Origin of the sequence: Caenispirillum bisanense, assembly GCF_900230255.1 — a bacterium.
Taxonomy (GTDB): Bacteria; Pseudomonadota; Alphaproteobacteria; order Rhodospirillales; family Rhodospirillaceae; genus Caenispirillum; species Caenispirillum bisanense_A.
On sequence record NZ_OCNJ01000001.1, the window covers coordinates 45,628 to 69,671 of the forward strand.

The following is a 24,044-nucleotide window of genomic DNA, read 5'->3' on the forward strand; positions in this document are numbered from 1 at the left end:
GCCGCCCCGCCGGACGGCGGAGCATGGGCGCTTTCCGCACCGCTCCGACCATGAGGACAGAATGACGCGCAAAGGGATCAAGGCACCGGCCGACGCCGCCGAACGGCGGGCGGCGAAGCCGGTGGTGTGCTACACCGTGGACCGCCTGCCGCCCGTCGACACGGCCTTCTACGAGGGCGTGCGCCAGGGCATGACCAAGGTGGACGAGGTGATCGTCCCGCCGCGCGACGGCCGCGCCTTCCGGGTGCCGGCCGGGCACCTGTTCCGCATCGTCAGCGTCGAGGGGCCGCAGGTCGGCGACCTCAACCTGTGGAACGCGGCCGACCCGACGGAACGCTTCTTCAGCGGCAAGACCCGCCAGCTGCACGCCAGCCACGTCACCACCGGCGACCGGCTGTGGAGCACCCTGCCGTCCCTGCGCCCCATGGCGACCATCACCCACGACACCCTCGCCTGGTACGGGTGGGACGCCGACGGGGCGGGGGTGCACGACGTCATCGGCACGCGCTGCGACCCCTACACCAACCGTCTGCTGAGCGGCGGCGACTACCACCACTGCTGCCACTCCAACCTGACCCGCGCCTTCGCCGACGGCACCGCGCTGCCGGTGCAGGAGGCCGAGATGCACGTGCACGACGTGCTGAACGTGTTCATGTGCACGGGCTTCACCCACGACACCCACCAGTACTTCATGAAGGCGAGCCCGGTGCGCCCCGGCGACTTCCTGGAGCTGTTCGCCGAGATCGACCTGCTCGGCGCCCTGTCGGCCTGCCCCGGCGGCGATTGCAGCGCCAGCCACTCCAGCGACGCCGCCGCCTGCCATCCGCTGCTGGTGGAAATCTACCGCCCGCGCGCCGAGGCCCTGGAAGGGTGGACGCCGCCCGCCCGCAACGCCTACCCGCGCACGCACGGGGTGGGGTAGGGCGGGGCGTCTGCCGCCTTGCACAGGTGCTCTCTTCCACGGCCGCCGTCCGGGGCGCCGTGGATGGCCGGATCAAGTCCGGCCATGACAAATTCGTTAGGCTTATCAATGCCTTGTCATGCCCGGCCTCCGAGCCGGGCATCCACGGCGTGCACGGCGCCTACCGCCTTGCACGGGCGCCCTCTTCTACGGCCGCCGTCCGTGGCGCCGTGGGGGCGGGGTCAAGTCCGGCCATGACGACGGAAGGTCTATCAACCCCTTGTCATACCCGGCCTCCGAGCCGGGTATCCACGGCGTGCACGGTGCTTGCCGTCTTGCCCTGGCCCTCTCTTCCGCGGCCGCCGGCGGGGGCGCCGTGGATGGCCGGATCAAGTCCGGCCATGACAATGGAGGGAGTGAGGTAGTAGGTCGCAAGCAAAGAAAAAGGCCCCGGGTAAATCCCGGGGCCTTCTCCAGTCGCAACAGACGGACCAGCCGTCCGCTTACGCCGAGTAGTACATCTTGTACTCGACCGGGTGCGGGGTGTGTTCGTAGTTGTACACTTCTTCCCACTTCAGAGCGATGTAGGCGTCGATCATGTCCTGGGTGAACACGTCGCCCTTCTTCAGGAAGTCGTTGTCGGCGGCCAGCGACTGCAGGGCTTCGCGCAGCGAGCCGCAGACGGTGGGAACGCCGGCCAGCTCTTCCGGCGGCAGGTCGTAGAGGTTCTTGTCCATCGGGTCGCCCGGATGGATCTTGTTCTCGATGCCGTCGAGGCCGGCCATCATCATGGCGGCGAAGGCCAGGTACGGGTTGCCGGTCGGGTCCGGGAAGCGCACCTCGACGCGCTTGCCCTTCGGGCTCGCGACGTAGGGGATGCGGCAGGAGGCCGAGCGGTTGCGCGCCGAGTAGGCCAGCAGCACCGGAGCCTCGAAGCCCGGGATCAGGCGCTTGTAGCTGTTGGTCGACGGGTTGGTGAAGGCGTTCAGCGCCTTGGCGTGCTTGATGATGCCGCCGATGTAGTACAGCGCGGTCTCCGACAGGTCGGCGTAGCCCGAACCGGCGAACAGCGGCTTGCCTTCACGGAAGATCGACTGGTGCACGTGCATGCCCGAGCCGTTGTCGCCCTGGACCGGCTTCGGCATGAAGGTCGCGGTCTTGCCGTAGGCATGGGCGACCATGTGGACCACGTACTTGTAGATCTGCATGTGGTCGGCGGCGGTGATCATGGTCTGGAACCGGGTGCCCAGCTCGTGCTGCGAGGGCGCCACTTCGTGGTGGTGCTTCTCGATGGCGAGGCCCATTTCACCCATGACGGTGAGCATCTCGGCGCGCAGGTCGTTGCCCGAGTCCACCGGCGGAACGGGGAAGTAGCCGCCCTTCACCGACGGACGGTGGGCCCAGTTGCCTTCCTCGAACAGCTTGCCCGAGACGTAGGGGCCTTCGTCGCTGTCGATCTCGTAGAAGCAGCGGTTCATGGAGACGTCGAAGCGGACGTCGTCGAACACGAAGAACTCGGCTTCCGGACCGAAGTAGGCGGTGTCGCCGATGCCCGTGGAGTTCAGGTAGGCCATCGCCTTCTTGGCGATGCCGCGCGGGTCGCGGTCGTACAGCTGGCCGGTGGCCGGGTCGACGACGTCGCAGAAAATGATCAGGTGCGGCTGGGCGGCGAACGGATCCATCACGGCCGTCGACAGGTCCGGCTTCAGGATCATGTCGGACTCGTTGATTTCCTTCCACCCGGCGATGGAGGAACCGTCGAACATGATGCCTTCGGTCAGCAGGTCTTCATCGACCGTGCAGATGTGCTGCGCGGTGTGCTGCCACTTGCCCTTGAAGTCCGTAAAGCGGAAGTCGACGTACTTGACGTCGTGTTCCTTGATCAGCTCCAAAACCTTGTTGACGTCGGACATGATCCTATTCCCATGAGTGTGGCCGGTTGAACTTGGTCCCCCCAAGGCCGCCAACCGTCGGCCTTGGTCCGGGTGGATCGCGCCGCTGCCGGCGCGGCCGTCCCGGCCCCGAAGTCGCGGGCGCGCCTCAGATGGCGTCGCTGCCGCGTTCCCCGGTGCGGATACGGATCGCCTCCTCGACGGAGGAGACGAAAATCTTGCCGTCGCCGATGCGGCCGGTGTGGGCGGCCTGCTGGATGGCCTCGATGGCGCGCTCGGCGAGCGCGTCGTCCACCACCAGCTCGATCTTCACCTTCGGCAGGAAATCGACGACGTATTCGGCGCCGCGGTAGAGCTCCGTATGGCCCTTCTGGCGGCCGAAGCCCTTGGCCTCGGTCACGGTGATGCCCTGCAGGCCGATCTCGTGAAGCGCTTCCTTCACTTCGTCCAGCTTGAACGGCTTGATGATCGCTTCGATCTTCTTCATGAACCCCGTCGCTCTCGCTCTGTCCTCGCCAGCACCGGCCGGACGGCCTTGCGCGGTGCGAGTGTGGCCGGTTCCTACGGCCTTCGGCAACACCCTTTATCACGCGGCGTGCCAACCCGAGAAGGGGGCGGAAAACTGCCCGTGACACCACCTTTCGGATGAGGACGCAGCCCCGACGACCGGCGCATATGCCTAAATTGCGGGCACATTGATCGCAATTCGGGCAGGGGCTTGCGCGACACGCCGCGCCGGCCCGGCGGCGGGGCGGCGACTCGCCGCTGCGGCGGCCGCCGCGGCCATGCTATAAGGCTCGGACCATCCCCACCCACACCCCCTGCGAGGATCCCCGTGAAGCCCGCCAACGCGCTGTTCTCCTCCCTCGGCACCACCATCTTCGAGACCATGTCGCGCCTCGCCCAGCAGCACGGCGCCGTCAACCTCGGCCAGGGCTTCCCGGAGGACCTGGAGCCGGCGGCGGTGATCGCGGCGGCGGCCGCGGCGGTGCAGGCGGGGCCGCACCAGTACCCCAGCATGATGGGCACGCCCGCCCTGCGGCAGGCGGTGGCGGCGGCCAACCGGCGCTTCTACGGCCTCGACGTCGACTGGCAGACCGAGGTGATGGTCACCTCCGGCGCCACCGAGGCGCTCGCCGACTGCCTGTTCGGCCTCATCGAGCCGGGCGACGAGGTGGTGCTGATCGAGCCGCTCTACGACAGCTACCTGCCCATCGTGAAGCGGGCCGGCGGCATCCCGAAGCTGGTGCGCCTCTCGCCGCCGCACTGGGACCTGCCGCGCGCGGCGCTGGCGGCGGCCTTCTCCGACCGCACCAAGCTGATCCTGCTCAACAGCCCCATGAACCCCTGCGCCAAGGTGTTCGACGAGGACGAGCTGGCCTTCGTCGCCGGCCTGCTGGAGAAGCACGACGCCTACGCCGTCTGTGACGAGGTCTACGAGCACCTGACCTTCGACGACCGCCGCCACGTGCCGCTCATGACCCTGCCGGGCATGCGGGAGCGCTGCGTGCGCATCGGGTCGGCCGGCAAGACCTTCTCGGTGACCAGCTGGAAGGTGGGTTACGTGACGGCGCCGGCGCACCTCATGCAGGCCATCGCCAAGACGCATCAGTTCATCACCTTCACCACGCCGACGGCGCTGCAGACGGCGGTCGCCGCCGGCCTCGGCTTCGGCGACGACTACTTCGACGGCCTCGCCGCCGACATGCAGGCCCGCCGCGACCGCCTGGCGGAAGGGCTGCGCAGCGTCGGCTTCGACGTGCTGGCCGCCCCCGGCACCTACTTCATCACGACCGACGTCCGCCCGCTCGGCTGGACCGGCGGCGACGCCGACTTCTGCCTGCGCCTGACGACCGAGGCCGGCGTCGCCGCCGTGCCGGTCTCGGCCTTCTACGCGGGCGATGCGCCGTCGCACTACGTTCGCTTCTGCTTCGCCAAGAACGACGCGGCCCTGGACGAGGCCGTCAGCCGCATGCGGCGGTTCTTCCGGGGGTGACGGCGGGAGCCTTCACTCACTCTCGACCGCGGCACCGGGGACGACGCAAATCCCGCTTGACGCCCCGCTGCGGATGCCCTACAAAGCGGCCCTTCCCGCGATGGCGGCTATAGCTCAGTTGGTTAGAGCGCCTGGTTGTGGTCCAGGAGGTCATGGGTTCGAATCCCATTAGTCGCCCCACATGATGCAAAGCCCCGCCGGCGCGAGCCGCGGGGCTTTGTTCTTGTCTACACCCGGCCGCACGCGAAAAGCCCCGGCGGCCGAGCCGGGCCGCCGGGGCTTCTGCAGGTCTGCGGCGGGGCGTGATGCCTTACGCGGCGCGGCCCGACTTCATGGCGAAGCTCTTCTCGCCGAGCTGGGCGAGGATCGTCTCCAGGCTGTCGGTCAGGGCCTGGCGGCGTTCGTCCGGCAGGTCGGCGATGGCCTGTTCCAGCGCGTGGATCGGATCGCGCGCGATCAGGGTGCGGCCGCTGTCGGTCAGGTCGATGCGGCGGCTGCGGCGGTCGCGCGGGTCGACCACGGCTTCCAGGAAGCCCTTCTTCACCAGCGCCGCGACGGTGCGCGAGGCCGGCGGCAGAGTGGTGCCCTGGTAGTTGGCGAGGCCGCTGACGGTGCGCGCGTTGGCGCCGGCCTTGCTGAAATAGCGCAGCGCCGACCATTGCACCGGGTGCATGCCGTCGGCGAAGCACATGGCCTGCACGATGCGGCTCACCTGCTCGAGCAGCGCGGCGATGCCCGCCGTCTCGGCGGTGCGGCCCAGTTCTTCGGTATTCGCCATTGACTTGATACTCCGTTACGGCCGCCGGCGCGGCCTCCCATGCCCAATCTGACGCGCTGGCGCCCTCGGTCCCACTCGATTGCGCCTACACGTGGTTGCCAACCCTACCCTAGCGGCTTCGAGGGGATTGGTATAGGGAAAAGTTCGGCAAGCATGGTTGTTGCGGTATTCTGGTGCCGTTGTCACACCTTTGACCGAACGCTTGCCGTCGGTGACCGCATTCTCACCCTTCGTTGAAAGCCGAAGCTTGATCCTGTGCGTTATACTCTTCCGGCGGTTCCGGCCTCGGTCCGGCTGCCGCACGAAACGAAGCGCGACGACCGGCGAGGGGGCATGACGGGCAGGGCAGGGTATGGGCGAGCGCGGCAGCGGCTGGCGACCATGGCAGCGGCCGCCGCCGTGGCGCTGCTGACGGCCGCCTGCGGCAGTCTCGACATGGGCGCGCCGCCGCCGGTTCAGGACACCGCCGCCGCACCCTACGGCGAAACGCCCGCCGTCGAGCCCGCCACGGCCGCCGACGCCGACCCCGGCACCGACCGGCCGAGCGCCGGTGCCCCCATGGTGCCCTATGAGGTCGATGTGGAGGGGCTCGACGGGACGGAGGGCCTGCGCGACCGCTTCACCGACAACGGGCTGCTGTTCCGCCTGCGCGACGATCCGCCGGCCTCCATCCTGTCGCTGCAACGCCGCGTCGATGCCGACCTGGAAACCTTCCGGGAAATCCTGCGCTCGGCCGGCTACTACGCCGCCGAGGTCGACGGCACCATCGACCGCGAGGCCGAGCCGGTGCGCGTGCGGGTGGCGGTGGAGCCGGGGCCGCGCTACTCCGTCGCCGCCTTCGACGTGTCCTATGCCGAGGGCGTACCGCCGCCGGGGGCGCCGGTGTCCATCGCCGACGTCGACCTCGAGGTCGGCGAACCGGCCGACGCCGACCGGGTGCTGGAGCAGGTGGCGGACCTGCCGCCGCGCCTCAAGGCCATGGGCTACCCCTTCGCCAAGGTCGAGAACACCCGCTACGTCGTCAATCACGACGACGACGCGCTGCGCGCCGAGGTCACCATGAAGGCCGGCCCGCCGGCGCGCTTCGGGCCGGTGCGGGTGAGCGGCCTCGAGGACGTGGAGGAGGATTACCTCATCCGCCTCGCGCCGTGGGAGCCGGGCGAGCAGTGGAACGAAGAGAAGGTCCAGGCCTACCGCACCGCCCTGCTAGGCACCGGCCTGTTCCGGTCGCTGCGCCTGGGCCACCCCGACGAGATCGGCGCCGACGGCATGCTGCCGGTCGACGTGGAGGCGGCCGAGGCCAAGCACCGCACCATCGGCGCCGGCGTCGAGTTTTCCTCCGACACCGGCTTCGGCACCAAGGCCTATTGGGAGCACCGCAACTACTTCGGCGAGGACGAGGACATTCGCATCGCCCTGACCCTGTCGCAGCTGCAGCAGGAATTCACCACCGACTTCATGAAGCCCGCCTGGCTGCGCACCGACCAGAGCCTGGTCGCCAACTTCACTGCCGACCACGAGGAAACCGACGCCTACGACCGCACCGGCGCGCTGGCCGCGGTCGGCGTCGAGCGCCAACTGGACGAATACTGGCGGGCCGGCGCGCGGGTCTCGCTGGAATTCGCCAAGCTGCAGGAACGCGACCAGGACGAGACGACGGTGGCGCTGGCCGGCCTGCCGCTCAACGTCATCCGCGACAGCACCGACGACCGCCTGGACCCGACGGAGGGCTCCATCTTCGCCGCCACCTTCACCCCCTACGCCGGCGCCAACCAGGAGCAGGCCCTCGTCTTCGGCCGGGCCGAGGCGAGCGCCAGCGCCTACTGGTCGCCGTTCGAGAACGACCGCGTGGTCTTCGCCGTGCGCGGCGCCGCCGGCAGCCTGATGGGCGAGGAGCTGCTCGCCATCCCCGCCGACAAGCGGTTCTACGCCGGCGGCGGCGGGTCCGTGCGCGGCTACGAATACCAGCAGATCGGCCCCCGCGACCGCTCCGGCGATCCCGTCGGCGGCCGCTCGGTGATCGAAGCCAACCTGGAAGCGCGTATCAAGGTCACCGACAGCATCGGCGTGGTTCCCTTCCTCGACGGCGGCCAGGTGTTCGAAGCGCAAGTTCCCGACTTCTCTGAGGAGATCCGCTGGGCCGGCGGCCTCGGCTTCCGCTACTACACCGGCATCGGCCCGCTGCGGCTGGACGTGGCGGTGCCGCTCAACGGCCGCGAGGACGACGACGCCTACCAGTTCTACCTCAGCCTCGGGCAGGCGTTCTGATGGCGGGTGTCGTGCGCTCCTTCGCCGCCGCCGCCGTGCTGGCGGGCGGCCTCGCCGTCGCCGCCCCGGCCCCCGCCGCCGCCGGTCCCATCGACGACTTCGTCCGCGGCCAGCTGGAAAGCGTGCTGTCGTCCAGCGGCATCGAGGCCGAGATCGGCAGCCTCGACGGCCTGCTGGGCACGGTGGTGGTCGAGGACGTCGTGCTGTCCGACGAACAGGGCGTCTTCCTGCGCATCCCGCGCGGCGTGTTCGACTGGAAGCCCGGCTCGCTGGTGCGCGGCAAGCTGCGCGTCGAGGAACTGCGGCTGGAGAACCCCGAATTCCTGCGCATGCCCGTGCTGCCGCCGGCGCCGGAGGAGGAACAGCCGTCCGAAGGCGGCTTCGACTTCGGCATGCTGTCGCGGCTGGCGGTGGAAGACCTGACCATCGAGAACCTGAGCCTCGGGCAGCCCATCCTGGGCGAGGCCATGCGGCTGTCTGCGACCGGCTCGCTGGTGCCGGCCGAGGAAGACGACGGCATCGTCCTCGACCTGACCGTCGACCGCCTGGACGGCGCCGGCGGCAAGGCCCAGGTGGCGGCGACCCTGGCGGCGGGGCAGGAACTCGCCCTCGACCTGCAGGTGGGGGAGCCGCAGGGCGGCATCCTGGCCCGCCTGCTGGACCTGCCCGGCCTGCCGCCGGTGCGCCTCGCGCTGGAGGGCGCCGGCCCGGCCGCCGAGTGGCAGGGCGAACTGTCGGCGGTGGCGGAAGACCTCGCCACGGTGGAGGGGACCGTCGGCCTGAGCTACCCCGAGGACGGCCGCTGGAGCGTCGAGACCGACCTCGCCGCCACGGTGACCGATCAGGCGCCGCAGGCCTGGCAGGCCCTCGTGCGGGACGAACTTTCCCTGCAGGTGGCCGCCAATGCCCTCGGCGACGCGGTGGCGGTGGAGAGCCTGACGGCGTCCACCGACGCCTACGCCCTGTCGGCCAGCGGCCTCTCCGTCGGCCCCGACGGCGGGCTGACGGGCGAGGCGACGCTGACGACCGACGACGCCGACGCCTTCGCCGCCCTGGTCGATCTGCCCTTCGCCTCCGGGACCGCCACGGTGCAGTTGGCCGGCACGCTCAATGAACCGCAGGCGACGGTCGACACCACGCTGAACGCCGTCCAGGCGGGGCCAGAGACGATCGAGCAGATCACCGCCCGCCTGCAGGTGGCGGCCGGCGGCCCCGTCACCGATCCGGCCTCGCCGTTGACGCTGAGCGGCGGCGCCACCCTCACCGGCCTGCCGGAGGCGGTGCCGGGCGATACGGCCGAGGTGGCGGTGGACGCCACGCTGAACCGCGAGACCGGGGCGCTCGACATCCGCTTCCTGCAGGTGGAGACGCCGCAGCTGGTCGCCGAAGCCGAACTGACCGCCGACATCGAGGAACTCACCGCCGCCGGCACCATCACCGCCCGCGCCGACCGCATCGCGCCCCTCGCCGAACTGGCCGGCTTGCAGGTGACCGGCGACGGCGTGCTGGAGATCACCCTGGACCGCGCCGGGGCGGACGGCGAGGTGGACGGATCGGCGCGCCTCGCCCTGTCGAGCCTGTCGTGGGCCGACCCGCTCTACGCCGAGGCCATCGGCGACCGCCTGACCGTCACCGCCGACCTCGCCCGCACGGCGGAAGGGGAGATGCGCGTGTCCGACCTTGCCATCGACAGCGCCGGGGTCACCGGCGGAGGCCGGGCGGTGGTGTCGGCGGCGCTCGACAGCGTGGAGGCCGACCTGGCACTGGACGTGCCCAACCTCGCCGCCGTGGCGCCGGGGGTAAACGGCCCGGTGCGGCTGGAAACGCAGGTCAGCGGGCCGCTGGCGTCGCCCGACGTGCAATTGACCGCCACCAGCCCTGGCCTGACCGCCGGCGGCACGCCGCTCGACGACCTGCGGCTGGAGCTGACGGCGGAGGGGCTCGACGCCGACGGCACCGCCGGTACCCTGGCGCTCACCGCCCGCGGTCCGGGCGGGGCACCGGTGCGCCTCCGCACGCCCTACGAGGCGGAGGAGGGCTTCCAGTCCATCCGCCTGCCGAACCTCGACGCCGCGGCGGCCGGTCTCGATCTCGGCGGCGCCGTGTCCGCGACGCTGGCGCCGCAGATGTCCCTCGACGGCCGCCTGACGGGGCGGGTCACCGACTGGCAGGCCCTGTCGGCGGTGGCCGGCATGCCGTTGTCCGGCCGCGGCGCCACCGCCGAGGTGCGCCTGCAGGGCCAGAGCGCCGTCGCCACCATCACCGCCGACCGCCTGACGCTGCCCGACCAGGGCGCCGAGGTGGCGGAGGTGACGCTGCGCGCCGACCTCGGCGACCTGTTCGGCACGCCCACCGTCGACGTGTCGCTCACCACCGGCGACGGCAGCGCCGGCGGCCTCGCCTGGACGCGCGCCGCCGTCGACATGGACGGCACGGCGGAGCAGGGCACGGTGCAGGCGCGGTTGGCCGGCGAGACGGAGCTGCGCGCGGCGGCGACCTACGACCTGCCCGACAGCCGCATCACCCTCACCACCTTCCGCGCCCGCAACGACCCGCAGGACCTGACGGTCGCCCTGACCCAGCCGGCGACGGTGTCCTTCGGCCAGGGGCTCGACGTGTCGGACGTGCGGCTGTCGGTCAACGGGCAGGGCGTGGTGGCGCTCGACGCCGCCCTCGGGGCGCGGCGGGTGGACATCGACATGCGGGTGCAGGACCTGCCGCTCGACCTCGCCCAGGACGTGGCGGCCGGGCCGAACGTCACCGGCCTGCTGAACGCCCGCGTCGACATCTCCGGCCCGCCGTCCAACCCGACGGGCACCATCGTCGCCACCATCCCCGACCTCGACATTCCCGACGCCACCGTCGGCGACCTCGCCCTGCGCCTGACCGGCGACCTGGCGAACGAGCGCCTGGACATGCGCCTGGCGCTGGAAGGCGTGCAGGCCGACGAACTGCTCGGCACCGCCTCGGTCCCCGTCGCCTTCAGCGCCGAGGGCATCCCCTCCATCCCCGAGGACGAGCCCCTGCAAGCGCTGGTGCGCTGGCGCGGGCAGGTGGCGAGCGTGTGGCAGCTGGTGCCGGTGGTCGGCCACCGCCTGACCGGTACGGGCGCCGGCGTGGTGGGCGTCGAGGGCACGCTCGCCGACCCGCAGTTGACCGCCGACCTGCGGCTCAGCGACGGGCGCTACGAGAACCTGGAGTACGGCACCGTCATCACCGATCTGGCGGTGGAGGCAAGCCGCCGCCCCGACGGCACCGTCGGCATCCTGCTCACCGGGCGCGACGGCGGCGACGGCACCGTGCGGCTGGAAGGCCGGGCGGAGCTGGCCGAGGACGGCACCCTGCTGCTTGCCGCCGACGGCGACCTGCGGTCGGCGACGCTGGTGCGGCGCGACGACCTGGTGGTGGCGCTGTCGGGCGACCTCGGCTTCGAGGGGCCGCTCGACGGCGGCGCCATGACGGCCGACCTGACCGTCGAATACGCCCTGTTCCGGCTGGTCAATTCCTTCGGCGGCGGCTACCGCACGCTCGATGTGGTGGAGGTCGGCGAGGGCGCCCCGCCGCCGGCCGAGGCGGAGGAGGAGGGTGGCGGCGTCAACGTCTCCCTCGACGTCACGGTGACGGCGCCGAACCAGGTCTATGTGCGCGGCCGCGGCCTCGATTCGGAATGGAGCGGCGCCATCCGTGTCACCGGCACCTCGTCGGACCCGGTGGCCGTGGGCCAGTTGCAGGTGGTGCGCGGCCGCTTCGATCTGGTCGGCAACACCTTCGTCTTCACCGAGGGCGTGGTGGAACTGACCGGCGGCACGTCCATCGATCCGCGCTTCGACATCGCGGCCGCCAACGAGACCGACGACGGCCTCACCGCCATCATCCGCGTCACCGGCACCGCGTCGTCGCCCGAGCTGGAACTGACCAGCCGCCCGGCGCTGCCGCAGGACGAGGTGATGGCGCGCGTGCTGTTCGGCCGCTCGCTCGCCGACCTCGGCCCCGTGGAGGCGCTGCAGGCGGCCAACGCGGTGCGGGTGCTGTCGGGCTTCGGCGGCGGCGGGCCGGGGATCATGGACGTGGTGCGCGATACGCTCGGCGTCGACACCCTGCGCGTCGGCGGCGGCGAGGACGGCCCGGCGGTGGAAATCGGCAAGTACATCACCGAAAACGTCTATGTCGGCGTCGAACAGGGCACCGCCATCGACAGCGGCGGGGTGAACGTCGAGGTCGAACTCACCCCCTCCATCACCCTGGAAGGCCGCACCACCGGGCGCGGCAGCGACATCGGCGTCAACTGGGAACGCGACTACTGAGCGCGGTACGACTTGTGAGCGTTCATGCCCTGCCGTAGGGTGCCCGCCTGAGGGACAATGGTGCAGGGGATGAATTCGGTGACCGACTGGATGGACGCGCGACTGCTGGACACGACCTTCGAGGACGCCCTGGCCCTCCTCGAACGGGCCCGCGCCTACGTCGGCGCCGGCACCGCGGCCAGCGTGCCGGCCGAGGCCCAGCCGCTCGACCGCATCCGCATGGCGCGCGACATGTCGCGGGTCACCAGCGCGCTCACCTGCTGCATGAGCCTGCTGCTGCTCTACCGCGCGGTGCGCGAGGACCAGCTCGACCGCACCGAGATGCAAGGGGAGGCGCGCTCGCTGCTGGCGGAGGTGACCGCCCAGTTGCCCGACCCGTCGTCGGAACACGCCTATGCGCCGGAACTGACGGCGCTGATCGGCAGCGCGCACGACCTGTTCCACCGCGTCCAGCGCCTGCAGGCCATGTTCGACATGGGCGGCAACGGTGGTGGCGGCGGCGGTCGCTACGTGTCGTGACGATCGACCGGCTTGCCGCGAGGGTGAGCCGCAGGGTGGTTGCACTCGCCGAACACGTGCATACTCTTCGCGACGAAATCCGGACCGTGTCGGGCCTGTGAGTGGGGGCGGCACATCCCCGACCGCGAGGAGACCCGCCGCCATGCCCAGCCGTCGCCGCCCTGCGGCCGCCGTCACCCTGACCGTCGTCATGGGGGCGACCCTCGGCCTCGCCGCCTGCGTGACGCCGACGGTGTCCACCGCTCCTGCCCCGGCACCTGCACCCGCCGCCGCCCCGGCCGCGGTGGCAGGCGCAGAGGTGGCGGCGGAGTCGGGGACACTGCAGTTCGCGCTGTCGCCATCCGGCTCCGGCAATTACTACGGCTGGCGCTTCCAGGTGCTGTCGGCAGCCGACACTCCGGGCTTCCGCCCCTTCACCTCCGACGACATGAGCGCCGGGCAGGCCTTCAGCGCCGAGCTGTGGCCGGACCGCTACCGCGTGCGGGTCATTCTGCTCGGCGACGTGGTGGAGGATCGTTGGGTCGAGGTCCAGCCGGGGCAGCTGACCCTCGTCCACGTCGACATCGGCTTCCTGAGCAATTCCCGCGACGTGCTCCAGGGCGCCGAAGCGACGGAGAAGGCGCGCACGGCTTTGGTGCTCCGCTCGCTGGACGTCGGCCAGACCTTCGAGCCGTTGACCGTGCCGCTGGCCGCCCGCGTGACGGGCAAGTACCACGGCCCGCAGGTCCGCGGAACGCCCCGCGGCAGCGGCCGGCTCGACCTCTACCAGGACGACGCGCGGGTCGCCACGGTCACCGAGGCCGAGGTGGTGGAGGGCGGCTTCCGCGGTGAGCCGACGTTCGCGGACGGCCGCACGGTCGAGGGCTCGCCCGACGTCACCTACGCCTACCCGCCGGGCACGGTGACGACCTATGCATCCGGCGCCCGGTTCGAGGGCGAGTACAAGGGCCTGAAGCCGTCCAAGGGCGTCCTGCGCTTCCTCGACGGGTCGTCCTGGGCCGGCTGGCTGGAGAAGGACGCGCCCAGCGGCCGCGGCGACCTGACGCTGGCCGACGGCACCCGCATCCTGAACGCCCCCGGCGCCGACCCGCGCACCTTCGACGGCACCTTCGACTGCGCCGCCACCGACGGCACCGTCGCCACCTGCTACTACTTCGAAGGGCAGCGCCTCGCCTCGGGCGAGGACTACGTCGCCAAGGTGGAGGCGCGGCAGCGCGCCGCCGCCCCGCCGCCCGCGCCTGCGGAGGCCCGGCCGGCGACGGCGGCGGGCGCGCCCGACTGCACCACGGCGCGCGGCACCTTCACCGCCGACGGCGGGCTGACGCGCCTCACCCTGGACGGCCGTGGACGCGGCGACATGTGGCAGCAGACCACGGGCGGTGCCGACGTCTATACCTTCGAGATCCCGTTCTCCTACGACGCGACGCCGACCAGCATGCGCTTCCGCTACGGCGAGGCCGTCTACAAGGACGCGAGCGGCCGGGTGCTGCGGCGGACGGCCATTCCCGGCGGGGAGTCGCAGTGCGGCTTCGACGGGTCCGTGCTGACGGTCAACGGCAAGGCCTTCGTCCTGCGGTGAACCGGGGCGGCCGCCGCGCGGCCCGCAAACGACGGAGCCCGGCCGCGCTGTCTGCGAACCGGGCTCGGGAACGTCGTCGTCTCTGGTGGGCCCGGAGGGACTCGAACCCCCAACCAGACCGTTATGAGCGGTCAGCTCTAACCATTGAGCTACAGGCCCCCAGAGGCGGGAAGGACCGCACCTTAGCGCAAACCGCGGTACGGTCAATGAGTTATGGCATCTTCCCGCGCGCTGCAACCGCACGGTGGTGCGGCACCGACGAAAAACGCCCGGGCGCTGGACGCCCGGGCGTTTCTTCGTGGCGGGTTGCCGTCCTCAGTTGTCGAGGAACGAGCGCAGCTTGCGCGACCGGCTCGGGTGCTTGAGCTTGCGCAGCGCCTTCGCCTCGATCTGGCGGATGCGTTCGCGGGTCACGTTGAACTGCTGGCCGACCTCTTCGAGGGTGTGGTCGGTGTTCATGCCGATGCCGAAGCGCATGCGCAGGACGCGCTCCTCGCGCGGCGTCAGCGTGGCGAGGATGCGGGTGCAGGTTTCGCGCAGGTTGCCCTGGATGGCGGCATCCAGCGGCTGCACGGCGTTCTTGTCCTCGATGAAGTCGCCGAGGTGGCTGTCTTCCTCGTCGCCGATGGGCGTTTCGAGGGAGATCGGCTCCTTGGCGATCTTCAGCACCTTGCGCACCTTCTCCAGCGGCATCTGGAGCTTTTCGGCCAGTTCCTCCGGGGTCGGCTCGCGGCCGATCTCGTGCAGCATCTGACGGCTGGTGCGGACCAGCTTGTTGATGGTCTCGATCATGTGGACCGGGATGCGGATGGTCCGCGCCTGGTCGGCGATGGAGCGGGTGATGGCCTGACGGATCCACCACGTCGCATAGGTCGAGAACTTGTAGCCGCGGCGGTACTCGAACTTGTCCACCGCCTTCATGAGGCCGATGTTGCCTTCCTGGATGAGGTCCAGGAACTGCAGGCCGCGGTTGGTGTACTTCTTGGCGATGGAGATCACGAGGCGCAGGTTGGCCTCGATCATTTCCTTCTTGGCCTTGCTGGCCTCGCGCTCGCCCTTCTGCACGGTCTGAACGATGCGGCGGAATTCACCCAGCGGCTGGCCCGCTTCCTCGGCGAGGTGGGCGAGCTGCTCGCGGATGGCCTCGATCTCGCGCTGGTGGCGGGCGCCGAAGTCCTTCCAGCCCTTGCCGGGGCGGCCGGTCACCTGCTCCAGCCAGTTGGGGTCCAGTTCCGACCCGAAATAGGCGGACAGGAAGTCCTCGCGCTTGATCTTGCAGCTGGTGGCGAGGCGCAGGAGCTTGCCCTCCAGGCCCATGACCCGGCGGTTGATGTCGTTCAGGTGCTCGACCAGCTGTTCGATGCGGGCCGAGTTGAGGTGCACGCCGTCCATGAGCTGGATCAGCTCGCCGCGCGCCTTCTCGTACTTCTTCTCCTGGGCGGAGGAGACGGATTCGCCCTTGCCGAAGGCCGTCAGACGCTGGTCCGACAGCTTCTTCATCTTGTCGTAGGTCTTGGCGATCTGCTCGAAGGTCTCGACGACCTTCGGCATCAGCTGCGCCTCCATGGCGGCCAGGGAGACGTTGTTCTCGGCCTCGCCTTCCTCTTCCTCGTCCTCGCCGGCGGGCGCGGGGGCGGCCTCGGCCTCCTCCTCGTCGTCGCCGGTCGGGGCGGCGTCGGCCTTGCGGGCGACGGCGTCCTTGCGGGCCGGATGGGCGATGACCTTGGCGCCCTTGGAGGGCGCTTCCGCCTCGGGTTCGGCCACGGCCTCGGGGGCCTCCTCGGCTTCCTCTTCCTCGGCGAGTTCGTCGTTGCCGGGCTCGTTGCCGTAGGTGGTTTCGAGGTCGATGATGTCGCGCAGCAGCATGCGGCCGTCGAGCAGCGCGTCGTGCCAGCTCAGCAGCGCCTTGATGGTCAGCGGGCTTTCGCAGATGCCGCCGATCATCATCTCGCGGCCGGCTTCGATGCGCTTGGCGATGGCGATTTCGCCCTCGCGCGACAGCAGCTCGACCGACCCCATCTCGCGCAGGTACATGCGCACCGGGTCGTCGGTGCGGCCGATGTCTTCCTCGCTGACGTTGCCGCGGCGGCCGCTGCTGCCTTCCGACTCTTCCTCGTCGTCGACGCCGCCGGGGCCCTCGTCGGTCTCGGCGTCTTCCTCGCCTTCGATGATGTTGATGCCCATTTCCGACAGCATGGACATGGTGTCCTCGATCTGTTCGGAAGACACGTCGTCGGGCGGCAGGGCGTTGTTCAGCTCGTCATAGGTGACGTAGCCGCGCTCCTTGCCCTTGGCGACCAGCTTCTTGACAGCGGCGTTGACCGTATCCAGCAGCGGGCCGTCGGTATTTTCTTCAGGAGTTTCCGTCGTTTCCGCTGCGTTCGCCGTCTTCGTCGCCATGCTTATCCGCTCCTTAACGAACCGATACGCGAACCGTCCCCGCTCGATGTCGGTCCGCGAAATTCAAAGCCCCGTTTCGGGGGCACCGGGCGTAGAGATAGGTCAGGCCGACCCTCGCGCCATGGAATGGACGGAAAAGAGTCCGTCCCTAATCATCCAGCGAATCGTCGTTCATTCGCCTCATGTCCTGGAAGAAGAGCGCCTTCAGGCGCAGAAGCGCCTGCTCCGACTCGTCCGCGTCGGCGGTCTGTCGGGCGAATTGGGCACCGGCGCGAAGCACGTCGGCCCTGAATTCCTGCTGCAGTCCGAGTTCGAACGTGTGGTCCCATCCACTCATGGCCCTGTCGGTCGGCGCGTCGGGTCGTGCGAACGAAGCGTGGGCGAACACGTTCGGACTCAGGAGGAACCTCAGGTCATTCTCCAGTCCACGCGATCGTAAGTGGCTCGACACGCCTTCGAAGTCAAGACCCGACTCGGTGGCGAGCAGCAGCAGGAGGGCCTGCCGGATGCGGTCGACCGGCGGCTCGTCGCAGGCGATGGAGCCGAGTCGCTCCCCCACGTGGTCGAACAGCTCGGGGTGCGTGAGTACCGCCGCCACCAGGATGCGCTGGCGCTGCACCGCCGCCGAGGGAGGCGGCGTGAGCGGCGACGGCGGCGGCGCGACGGGCTGGAAGTCCTTGCCGCGCCACGGTTTGCCGTCCCGCTTGGCGGGGGTGAAGGAGTTTTGCCGCTGGCTGCGCGACAGCTGGTAGAGGCGGTCGCGGAACTCCCGCTTGTAGGCCTGCTGGACCGTGCCGTCCTGGATGGTCTGGGTCAGCTGGTCGAGATCGTACTCCAGCGCCGCCCGCCGTTCCGGCGTGTCGAGCGGCCGGCCCTCCAGGGCGTTGCGCCACAGGATGTCGGCCAGCGGCTGCGCCTTGCCGAGGATCGATTCGAGGGCGTCACGACCGGCCGTCGACAACAGCTCGTCGGGGTCCTTGCCGCCGACCACCAGGGCGAAGCGCAGCGACTTGCCGGGCTTGAGCAGCGGCAGGGCGCGCTCGGCGGCCTTGTTGGCGGCGCGGATGCCGGCGGCGTCGCCGTCGAGGCACAGCACGGGTTCGGGGCAGAGCTTCCACAACTCCTGGATCTGCTGCTCGGTCACCGCCGTGCCGAGCGGCGCCACCGCCTCGGCGATGCCGTGGCGGGCCATGGCGATGACGTCCATGTAGCCTTCCGCCACGATCACCCGCCCGGTGTCGCGCGCCGCGTCGCGGGCGCCGGCCAGGTTGTACAGCACGCTGCCCTTGTGGAAGAGCGGGTTGTCCGGGCTGTTCAGGTACTTGGGCTGGCCGTCGCCCATGACGCGGCCGCCGAAGGCGATCACCTTGCCGCGGCGGTCGGTGATGGGGAACAGCACGCGGTCGCGGAAGTAGTCCACCACCTTGCCGTCGTCGCGCGCCTTCAAAAGACCCGCCTCGACCATCTGCCGCTCGGTGATGCCCTGCTTGCCGAGCGCCTCGCGCAAAGGCCCGGGCGGCGGGGCGTAGCCGAGCCGGAAGCGGGCGATGGTGGCGTCGTCGAGGCCGCGGCGGCGCAAGTAGGCGAGCCCCTCGGCCCCGGCCGGGCGGTAGAGCTGCGCCTGGAAGAAGGCGCAGGCGGCCTCCACCACGTCCTGCAGGCCGGCCTGCCGCTTGGCCTGTTCGGCCTCGCGCGGGGAGGGCTTCGGCACCTCCATGCCGGCGTCGGCGGCCAGACCCTCCACCGCTTCCATGAAGCTGAGGCCGCGGGTGTTCATCTCGAAGTCGAAGATGTCGCCCTTGGCCTGGCAGCCGAAGCAGTAATAGAAGCCCTTGTCCTCGCTGACGGTGAACGAGGGCGTGCGCTCGTTGTGGAAGGGGCACAGGCCCTTGTATTCGCCCTTGCCGGCGCTGACGAGCTTCACCTTCCGCCCGACGACGGACGTGATGGAGGTGCGGCTGCGCAGCTCGTCGAGGAACTGTGGCGGCAGGGCCATGGGGGTCGGGTTTCTCGACCGGCGGGCCCGCGGCGCGGCCGAAGCCGCGCCCGGCCAGACCGCCGGTGTACCGTTGACGATGGGGACGGCGGGCGGTCAGCCCTGCAGCTTCTGCTTCACCAGGCCCGAGGCCTTGCCGAAGTCCATCTGGCCGGCGTGCCGCTCGCGCAGCTCGGTCATGACGCGGCCCATGTCCTTGAGGCCGGTGGCGCCCAGGTCGGCGATGGCGGCCTCGACGGCGGCGGCGGCCTCGGCCTCGTCCATCTGGCGCGGCAGGAAGCGCTCGATGACGGTGATTTCCTCGGCTTCCTGCTCGGCCAGTTCCAGGCGGCCGCCCTGTTCGTAGAGCTGGATGCTCTCCCGCCGCTGCTTGATCATGGACTGCAGCATGGACAGGATCTCGTCGTCGGATATGCCGTCCATCTGCCCCTTGGTGCGAGCGGCGATGTCGCGATCCTTGAGCGCCGCCAAGATGAGGCGGACGGTCGCGACCGCGCGGGCGTCCTTGGAGCGCATGGCTTCCTTCAACGCTTCCTGCAGGCGGGTGCGCATCATGGGCTGGGGGGGCCTCTTGCAGCTTTAGTGGAAAGAGCCGACATTACACTAACAGACCCGCCGGGGCAAGGTAGGCTAGGTCCTTGATTTTCAACGATAAAGCAAATGTTGACAAGGTCCCGGCGTTCCCTTAGAAGACCGGCAATTTGCCCGCCGCTCCCAAGGCGAGCCGATCCCACCTGCCCGCGCCGGCACCCTCGCCAGCGCCCTACGCACCCAGGGCGGGATCGCGCACGCCCGGACGCCAGTGACCAGAGTTGGGATTGCATTCATGGCTGACACGACCCTTTCCACCGCCCCGCAGCCCCCCGGCACGACGGCGGCGGTGGTACTCGCCGACGGCACCGTCTACTGGGGCCGCGGCGTCGGCGCCACCGGCGAGAAGGTGGGCGAGGTGGTGTTCAACACCGGCCTCACCGGTTATCAGGAAACGATGACCGACCCCTCCTACGCCGGCCAGATCATCACCTTCACGTTCCCCCACGTCGGCAACGTCGGCGCCAATCCGGAAGACCTGGAAGCGGCGACTCCGGCGGCCCGCGGCTGCATCCTGCGCGCCGACATCACCGACCCGAGCAACTGGCGCGCCGCCCAGCACCTGGACGCCTGGCTCAAGGCCATGGGCCTGATCGGCGTCACCGGCATCGACACCCGCGCGCTGACCCGCAAGATCCGCGACTTCGGCGCCCCCAACGGCGTCATCGCCCACCGCCCGGACGGCACGTTCGACATCCCGGCGCTGGTCGCCCTGGCGCAGAAGTGGCCCGGCCTCGAAGGCATGGACCTCGCCAAGGAAGTGACCTGCGCCCAGACCTACGACTGGCGCCAGACCCGCTGGGCCCTGAAGGACGGTTACGGCACGCTGCACGCGCCCAAGTACAAGGTGGTCGCCGTCGACTACGGCGCCAAGCGCAACATCCTGCGCTCGCTGGCCGACATGGGCTGCCAGGTGACCGTGGTGCCGGCGACGGCGACGGCGGAAGACATCCTGCGGCACGAGCCCGACGGCGTGTTCCTCTCCAACGGCCCCGGCGACCCGGCCGCCACCGGCACCTATGCCGTGCCGGTGATCCAGGAGGTGCTGAAGACCGGCAAGCCGCTGTTCGGCATCTGCCTCGGCCACCAGCTGCTGGCGCTGGCGCTCGGCGCCAAGACCTACAAGATGGACAAGGGCCACCGCGGCGCCAACCAGCCGGTGAAGGACCTGGAGACGGGCAAGGTGGAAATCACCAGCCAGAACCACGGCTTCGGCGTCGACCGCGCGACCCTGCCGGCGGGCGTGAAGGAAACCCACGTCTCGCTGTTCGACAATTCGGTCGAGGGCCTGCGCGTCGAGGGCAAGCCGGTGTTCTCGGTGCAGTACCACCCGGAAGCCAGCCCCGGCCCACAGGACAGCCACTACCTGTTCGGCCGCTTCGTCGACCTGATGGCCCAGGCCAAGGGCTGACGTCCGCGACGGTTCACGACAGACGCGGGGCGGGGCGCCGAACGACGTTCCGCCCCGCGTCATGAGCGACTAAAAGAAGAGAGTGCCGCCGGCCGCCCCCGCCGCGGCCCGCCATGAGAAAAGAGACCAGGCCGCCATGCCCAAACGCACCGACATCAAGTCCATCCTCATCATCGGCGCCGGCCCGATCGTCATCGGCCAGGCCTGCGAGTTCGACTACTCGGGCGCCCAGGCCTGCAAGGCGCTGCGCGAGGAGGGCTACCGGGTCATCCTGGTGAACTCCAACCCCGCCACGATCATGACCGACCCGGAGATGGCGGACGCCACCTACATCGAGCCGATCACGCCCGAGATGGTGGCCAAGATCATCGAGAAGGAACGGCCCGACGCCCTGTTGCCCACCATGGGCGGCCAGACGGCGCTGAACACGGCGCTCAAGCTCGACGAGATGGGCGTGCTGGCCAAGTTCGGCGTGGAGATGATCGCGGCGAAGAAGGAGGTCATCGAGAAGGCCGAGGACCGCCAGCTGTTCCGCGAGGCCATGGACAAGATCGGCCTGGAAAGCCCGCGCTCGCGCGTCGTCACCAACATGCAGGAAGCCCACGAGGCGCTGGAATTCGTCGGCCTGCCGGCGATCATCCGCCCGTCCTTCACCCTCGGCGGCCTGGGCGGCGGCATCGCCTACAACAAGACCGAGTTCGAGCGCATCGTTTCCGGCGGCCTGGCGGCCTCGCCGGTGAACGAGGTGCTGGTCGAGGAAAGCGTGCTCGGCTGGAAGGAGTACGAGATGGAGGTCGTCCGCGACAAGGCGGACAACTGCATCATCATCTGCTCCATCGAGAACATCGACCCCATGGGGGTGCACACGGGCGACTCCATCACGGTCGCGCCGGCGCTGACGCTGACCGACAAGGAATATCAGCTGATGCGCGACGCCTCCATCGCGGTGCTGCGCGAGATCGGCGTCGACACCGGCGGCTCCAACGTGCAGTTCGCCGTCAACCCGGCCGACGGCCGCCTGGTGGTCATCGAGATGAACCCGCGCGTCAGCCGCTCGTCGGCGCTGGCGTCCAAGGCGACCGGCTTCCCCATCGCCAAGGTGGCGGCCAAGCTGGCGGTCGGCTACACGCTCGACGAGCTGACCAACGACATCACCGGCTGCACCCCGGCCAGCTTCGAGCCGACCATCGACTACGTGGTCACCAAGATCCCGCGCTTCACCTTCGAGAAGTTCCCCGACGCCGAGGCGCTGCTCACCACCTCCATGAAGTCGGTCGGCGAGGCCATGTCGGTCGGCCGCACCTTCGCCGAGAGCCTGCAGAAGGGCCTGCGCTCGCTGGAAACCGGCCTGACCGGCCTCAACGAGGTGGAGATCCCCGAGGCGCAGGGCGGCAAGAACCGCGACGCCATCCGTGCCGCGCTCGCCCAGCCCAAGCCCGACCGCCTGCTGACCATCGCCCAGGCCTTCCGCTTCGGCTTCACGGTGCCCGAGGTGGCGCAGGTCACCCACTACGACCCGTGGTTCCTGGAGCAGATCAAGGCCATCATCGACGCCGAGGCGCGCATTCGCGAAGACGGCCTGCCGGGTGACACCGCCGGCCTCCTCGCGCTGAAGAAGATGGGCTTCTCGGACATGCGCCTCGCCCAGCTGACGGGGCGCAAGGCGGCCGAGGTGGCGGCGCTGCGCCATCACCTGAAGGTGGTGCCCGTCTACAAGCGCATCGACACCTGCGCCGGCGAGTTCCCGTCCGACACGCCCTACATGTACTCCTGCTACGAGGGCGACGGCGTCTCCCCCGGCGAGTGCGAGAGCCAGCCGACCGACGCGAAGAAGGTCGTCATCCTCGGCGGCGGCCCCAACCGCATCGGCCAGGGCATCGAGTTCGACTACTGCTGCGTCCACGCCGCCTATGCCCTGAAGGAGGCCGGCTACGAGACCATCATGGTCAACTGCAACCCGGAGACCGTGTCCACCGACTATGACACCTCCGACCGCCTGTACTTCGAGCCGCTGACCGCCGAGGACGTGATCGAGCTGATCCGCAAGGAACAGACCAACGGCACGGTGCACGGCGTCATCGTCCAGTTCGGCGGCCAGACCCCGCTGAAGCTGGCCGACGCGCTGGAGAAGGCGCGCATCCCCATCCTCGGCACTACGCCCGACGCCATCGACCTGGCCGAGGACCGCGAGCGGTTCCAGCAGCTGCTGCACCGCCTGGGCCTCAAGCAGCCGCCCAACGGCCTCGCCCGCTCGCTGGACGAGGCGCGCAAGGTGGCGGCGGACGTCGGCTACCCGGTGGTGGTGCGCCCGTCCTTCGTGCTCGGCGGCCGCGCCATGCGCATCGTCCACGACGAGGCGGAACTCGACCGCTACATGCACGAGGCCGTGGTGGTCTCGGGCGACGATCCGGTGCTGCTCGACCACTACCTGGCCGGCGCCATCGAGGTCGACGTCGACGCCATCTGCGACGCCACCGGCCGCGTCTACGTGGCGGGCGTGATGCAGCACATCGAGGAAGCCGGCGTGCACTCGGGCGACTCCGCCTGCTCGCTGCCGCCGTACTCGCTGTCGGACGAGAAGATCGAGGAGCTGAAGGTCCAGACCCAGGCGCTCGCCAAGGGCCTGAACGTGGTCGGCCTTATGAACGTGCAGTTCGCCGTCCAGGAGGGCACCGTCTACATCCTGGAAGTGAACCCGCGCGCCAGCCGCACGGTGCCCTTCGTCGCCAAGGCGACGGGCGTGCCGGTGGCCAAGATCGCCTCGCGCATCATGGCCGGCGAAACCATCGCCGACTTCGACCTGCCGGCCATCGCCAAGCCCAAGCACGTGGCGGTGAAGGAAGCCGTGTTCCCCTTCGCCCGCTTCCCCGGCGTCGACATCGTGCTCGGCCCCGAGATGAAGTCGACGGGCGAGGTCATGGGCATCGACTCGGACTTCCACCGCGCCTTCGCCAAGTCGCAGATCGGCGCCGGCGTCCGTCTGCCCATGGAAGGGACCGTGTTCCTGTCGGTGCGCGACGGCGACAAGATCGCCGCGCTGTCCATCGCCAAGAAGCTGAAGGGCATGGGCTTCGGCGTGCTCGCCACCCGCGGCACGGCGGCGTTCCTGGCGCAGCACGGCGTCGAGGTGGAGATCGTCAACAAGGTGCTGGAAGGCCGGCCGCACTGCGTCGACCGCATGCTCTCGGGCGAAGTGCACGCCGTCATCAACACCACCGAGGGCAGCCAGGCGCTGAAGGACAGCTTCGACATCCGCAACACCGCGCTGACCCGCAACATCGCGCACTTCACCACCATCGCCGGCGCGCTGGCGGCGGTGGACGCGATTGCGGCGGTGAAGAGCGGGGCGCTTGATGTGGCGCCGCTTCAGTCCTATTTTGGTTAGCCGTCGTGACGGGGCGCGTTTGCC

The 24,044-nt window shown here is 69.9% G+C and carries 14 protein-coding genes and 2 tRNA genes; 9 read left to right on the top strand and 7 right to left on the bottom strand.

The window, feature by feature from the left end; translation table 11 throughout:
• Nucleotides 1-61 precede the first annotated feature (61 nt).
• Entirely contained in the window at nt 62-922 is an 861-nt protein-coding gene (locus CRP50_RS00280; RefSeq protein ID WP_097276983.1) for an urea carboxylase-associated family protein, read from the top strand.
• Nucleotides 923-1,404: 482 nt separating this feature from the next.
• Here the strand turns inward: CRP50_RS00280 and glnA are convergent, their stop codons facing one another.
• Together glnA and CRP50_RS00290 are read right to left on the bottom strand one after the other, a co-directional pair.
• The gene (glnA, locus tag CRP50_RS00285) at nt 1,405-2,814 is read right to left on the bottom strand and encodes a type I glutamate--ammonia ligase (RefSeq protein WP_097276984.1); all 1,410 of its coding nucleotides are present in this window, start codon (nt 2,812-2,814) and stop codon (nt 1,405-1,407) included.
• A 127-nt stretch (nt 2,815-2,941) separates the two neighbouring features.
• Nucleotides 2,942-3,280 (bottom strand): P-II family nitrogen regulator, encoded by a 339-nt coding sequence (locus tag CRP50_RS00290; protein WP_097276985.1) that lies wholly within the window; start codon nt 3,278-3,280, stop codon nt 2,942-2,944.
• Nucleotides 3,281-3,628: 348 nt separating this feature from the next.
• Between CRP50_RS00290 and CRP50_RS00295 the strand changes: the two genes are divergently transcribed.
• Together CRP50_RS00295 and CRP50_RS00300 are read left to right on the top strand one after the other, a co-directional pair.
• Nucleotides 3,629-4,789, top strand: coding sequence for an aminotransferase (locus CRP50_RS00295; RefSeq protein ID WP_097276986.1), 1,161 nt, complete (start codon nt 3,629-3,631; stop codon nt 4,787-4,789).
• Between the two features lie 103 nt (nt 4,790-4,892).
• Nucleotides 4,893-4,969: transfer RNA gene (locus CRP50_RS00300), tRNA-His, on the top strand.
• A 130-nt stretch (nt 4,970-5,099) separates the two neighbouring features.
• Here the strand turns inward: CRP50_RS00300 and CRP50_RS00305 are convergent.
• Nucleotides 5,100-5,567, bottom strand: coding sequence for a MarR family winged helix-turn-helix transcriptional regulator (locus CRP50_RS00305; protein WP_097276987.1), 468 nt, complete (start codon nt 5,565-5,567; stop codon nt 5,100-5,102).
• Between the two features lie 381 nt (nt 5,568-5,948).
• Here CRP50_RS00305 and CRP50_RS00310 point away from each other — a divergent pair, with 381 nt between their 5' ends.
• The 4 genes from CRP50_RS00310 (at nt 5,949) to CRP50_RS00325 (ending at nt 14,237) form a co-directional block, all read left to right on the top strand.
• The gene (locus CRP50_RS00310) at nt 5,949-7,835 is read left to right on the top strand and encodes an autotransporter assembly complex protein TamA (RefSeq protein ID WP_101613931.1); all 1,887 of its coding nucleotides are present in this window, start codon (nt 5,949-5,951) and stop codon (nt 7,833-7,835) included.
• Complete coding sequence (locus CRP50_RS00315; protein ID WP_097276989.1) at nt 7,835-12,139, top strand: translocation/assembly module TamB domain-containing protein; 4,305 nt, start codon at nt 7,835-7,837, stop codon at nt 12,137-12,139. The genes CRP50_RS00310 and CRP50_RS00315 overlap by 1 nt, the downstream gene beginning before the upstream one ends.
• A gap of 78 nt (nt 12,140-12,217) precedes the next feature.
• Nucleotides 12,218-12,658, top strand: a complete 441-nt coding sequence (locus tag CRP50_RS00320) for a DUF1465 family protein (RefSeq protein ID WP_176524964.1) — start codon at nt 12,218-12,220, stop codon at nt 12,656-12,658.
• A gap of 142 nt (nt 12,659-12,800) precedes the next feature.
• Nucleotides 12,801-14,237: a hypothetical protein gene (locus tag CRP50_RS00325; RefSeq protein WP_097276991.1), complete on the top strand. Its 1,437-nt coding sequence runs from the start codon at nt 12,801-12,803 to the stop codon at nt 14,235-14,237.
• 83 nt (nt 14,238-14,320) lie between these two features.
• On the opposite strand, the gene CRP50_RS00330 is transcribed toward CRP50_RS00325, so the two are convergent.
• The 4 genes from CRP50_RS00330 to CRP50_RS00345 form a co-directional block, all read right to left on the bottom strand.
• A tRNA-Ile gene (locus CRP50_RS00330) sits at nt 14,321-14,396 on the bottom strand.
• A 156-nt stretch (nt 14,397-14,552) separates the two neighbouring features.
• Complete coding sequence (gene rpoD, locus CRP50_RS00335; protein WP_097276992.1) at nt 14,553-16,637, bottom strand: RNA polymerase sigma factor RpoD; 2,085 nt, start codon at nt 16,635-16,637, stop codon at nt 14,553-14,555.
• 148 nt (nt 16,638-16,785) lie between these two features.
• Nucleotides 16,786-18,633 carry a DNA primase gene (gene dnaG, locus CRP50_RS00340; RefSeq protein ID WP_097276993.1) on the bottom strand — a complete coding sequence of 616 codons (1,848 nt, stop codon included), beginning with the start codon at nt 18,631-18,633 and terminating at the stop codon, nt 16,786-16,788.
• A 96-nt stretch (nt 18,634-18,729) separates the two neighbouring features.
• Nucleotides 18,730-19,188, bottom strand: coding sequence for a GatB/YqeY domain-containing protein (locus CRP50_RS00345; RefSeq protein ID WP_097276994.1), 459 nt, complete (start codon nt 19,186-19,188; stop codon nt 18,730-18,732).
• Between the two features lie 271 nt (nt 19,189-19,459).
• On the opposite strand from CRP50_RS00345, the gene carA reads away from it, so the two are divergent.
• Together carA and carB are read left to right on the top strand one after the other, a co-directional pair.
• Nucleotides 19,460-20,635 (top strand): glutamine-hydrolyzing carbamoyl-phosphate synthase small subunit, encoded by a 1,176-nt coding sequence (gene carA / locus CRP50_RS00350; protein WP_097276995.1) that lies wholly within the window; start codon nt 19,460-19,462, stop codon nt 20,633-20,635.
• 136 nt (nt 20,636-20,771) lie between these two features.
• Entirely contained in the window at nt 20,772-24,020 is a 3,249-nt protein-coding gene (carB, locus tag CRP50_RS00355) for a carbamoyl-phosphate synthase large subunit (protein WP_097276996.1), read from the top strand.
• The last annotated feature ends 24 nt before the right edge of the window (nt 24,021-24,044 follow it).

Bases quoted from the DNA above. Each gene is read 5' to 3' on its own strand.
- CRP50_RS00280 (WP_097276983.1), top strand. From the start codon at position 62: ATGACGCGCAAAGGGATCAAGGCACCGGCCGACGCCGCCGAACGGCGG.
- glnA (WP_097276984.1), bottom strand. From the start codon at position 2,814: ATGTCCGACGTCAACAAGGTTTTGGAGCTGATCAAGGAACACGACGTC.
- CRP50_RS00290 (WP_097276985.1), bottom strand. From the start codon at position 3,280: ATGAAGAAGATCGAAGCGATCATCAAGCCGTTCAAGCTGGACGAAGTG.
- CRP50_RS00305 (WP_097276987.1), bottom strand. From the start codon at position 5,567: ATGGCGAATACCGAAGAACTGGGCCGCACCGCCGAGACGGCGGGCATC.
- CRP50_RS00310 (WP_101613931.1), top strand. From the start codon at position 5,949: ATGGCAGCGGCCGCCGCCGTGGCGCTGCTGACGGCCGCCTGCGGCAGT.
- CRP50_RS00315 (WP_097276989.1), top strand. From the start codon at position 7,835: ATGGCGGGTGTCGTGCGCTCCTTCGCCGCCGCCGCCGTGCTGGCGGGC.
- CRP50_RS00325 (WP_097276991.1), top strand. From the start codon at position 12,801: ATGCCCAGCCGTCGCCGCCCTGCGGCCGCCGTCACCCTGACCGTCGTC.
- rpoD (WP_097276992.1), bottom strand. From the start codon at position 16,637: ATGGCGACGAAGACGGCGAACGCAGCGGAAACGACGGAAACTCCTGAA.
- dnaG (WP_097276993.1), bottom strand. From the start codon at position 18,633: ATGGCCCTGCCGCCACAGTTCCTCGACGAGCTGCGCAGCCGCACCTCC.
- CRP50_RS00345 (WP_097276994.1), bottom strand. From the start codon at position 19,188: ATGATGCGCACCCGCCTGCAGGAAGCGTTGAAGGAAGCCATGCGCTCC.
- carA (WP_097276995.1), top strand. From the start codon at position 19,460: ATGGCTGACACGACCCTTTCCACCGCCCCGCAGCCCCCCGGCACGACG.
- carB (WP_097276996.1), top strand. From the start codon at position 20,772: ATGCCCAAACGCACCGACATCAAGTCCATCCTCATCATCGGCGCCGGC.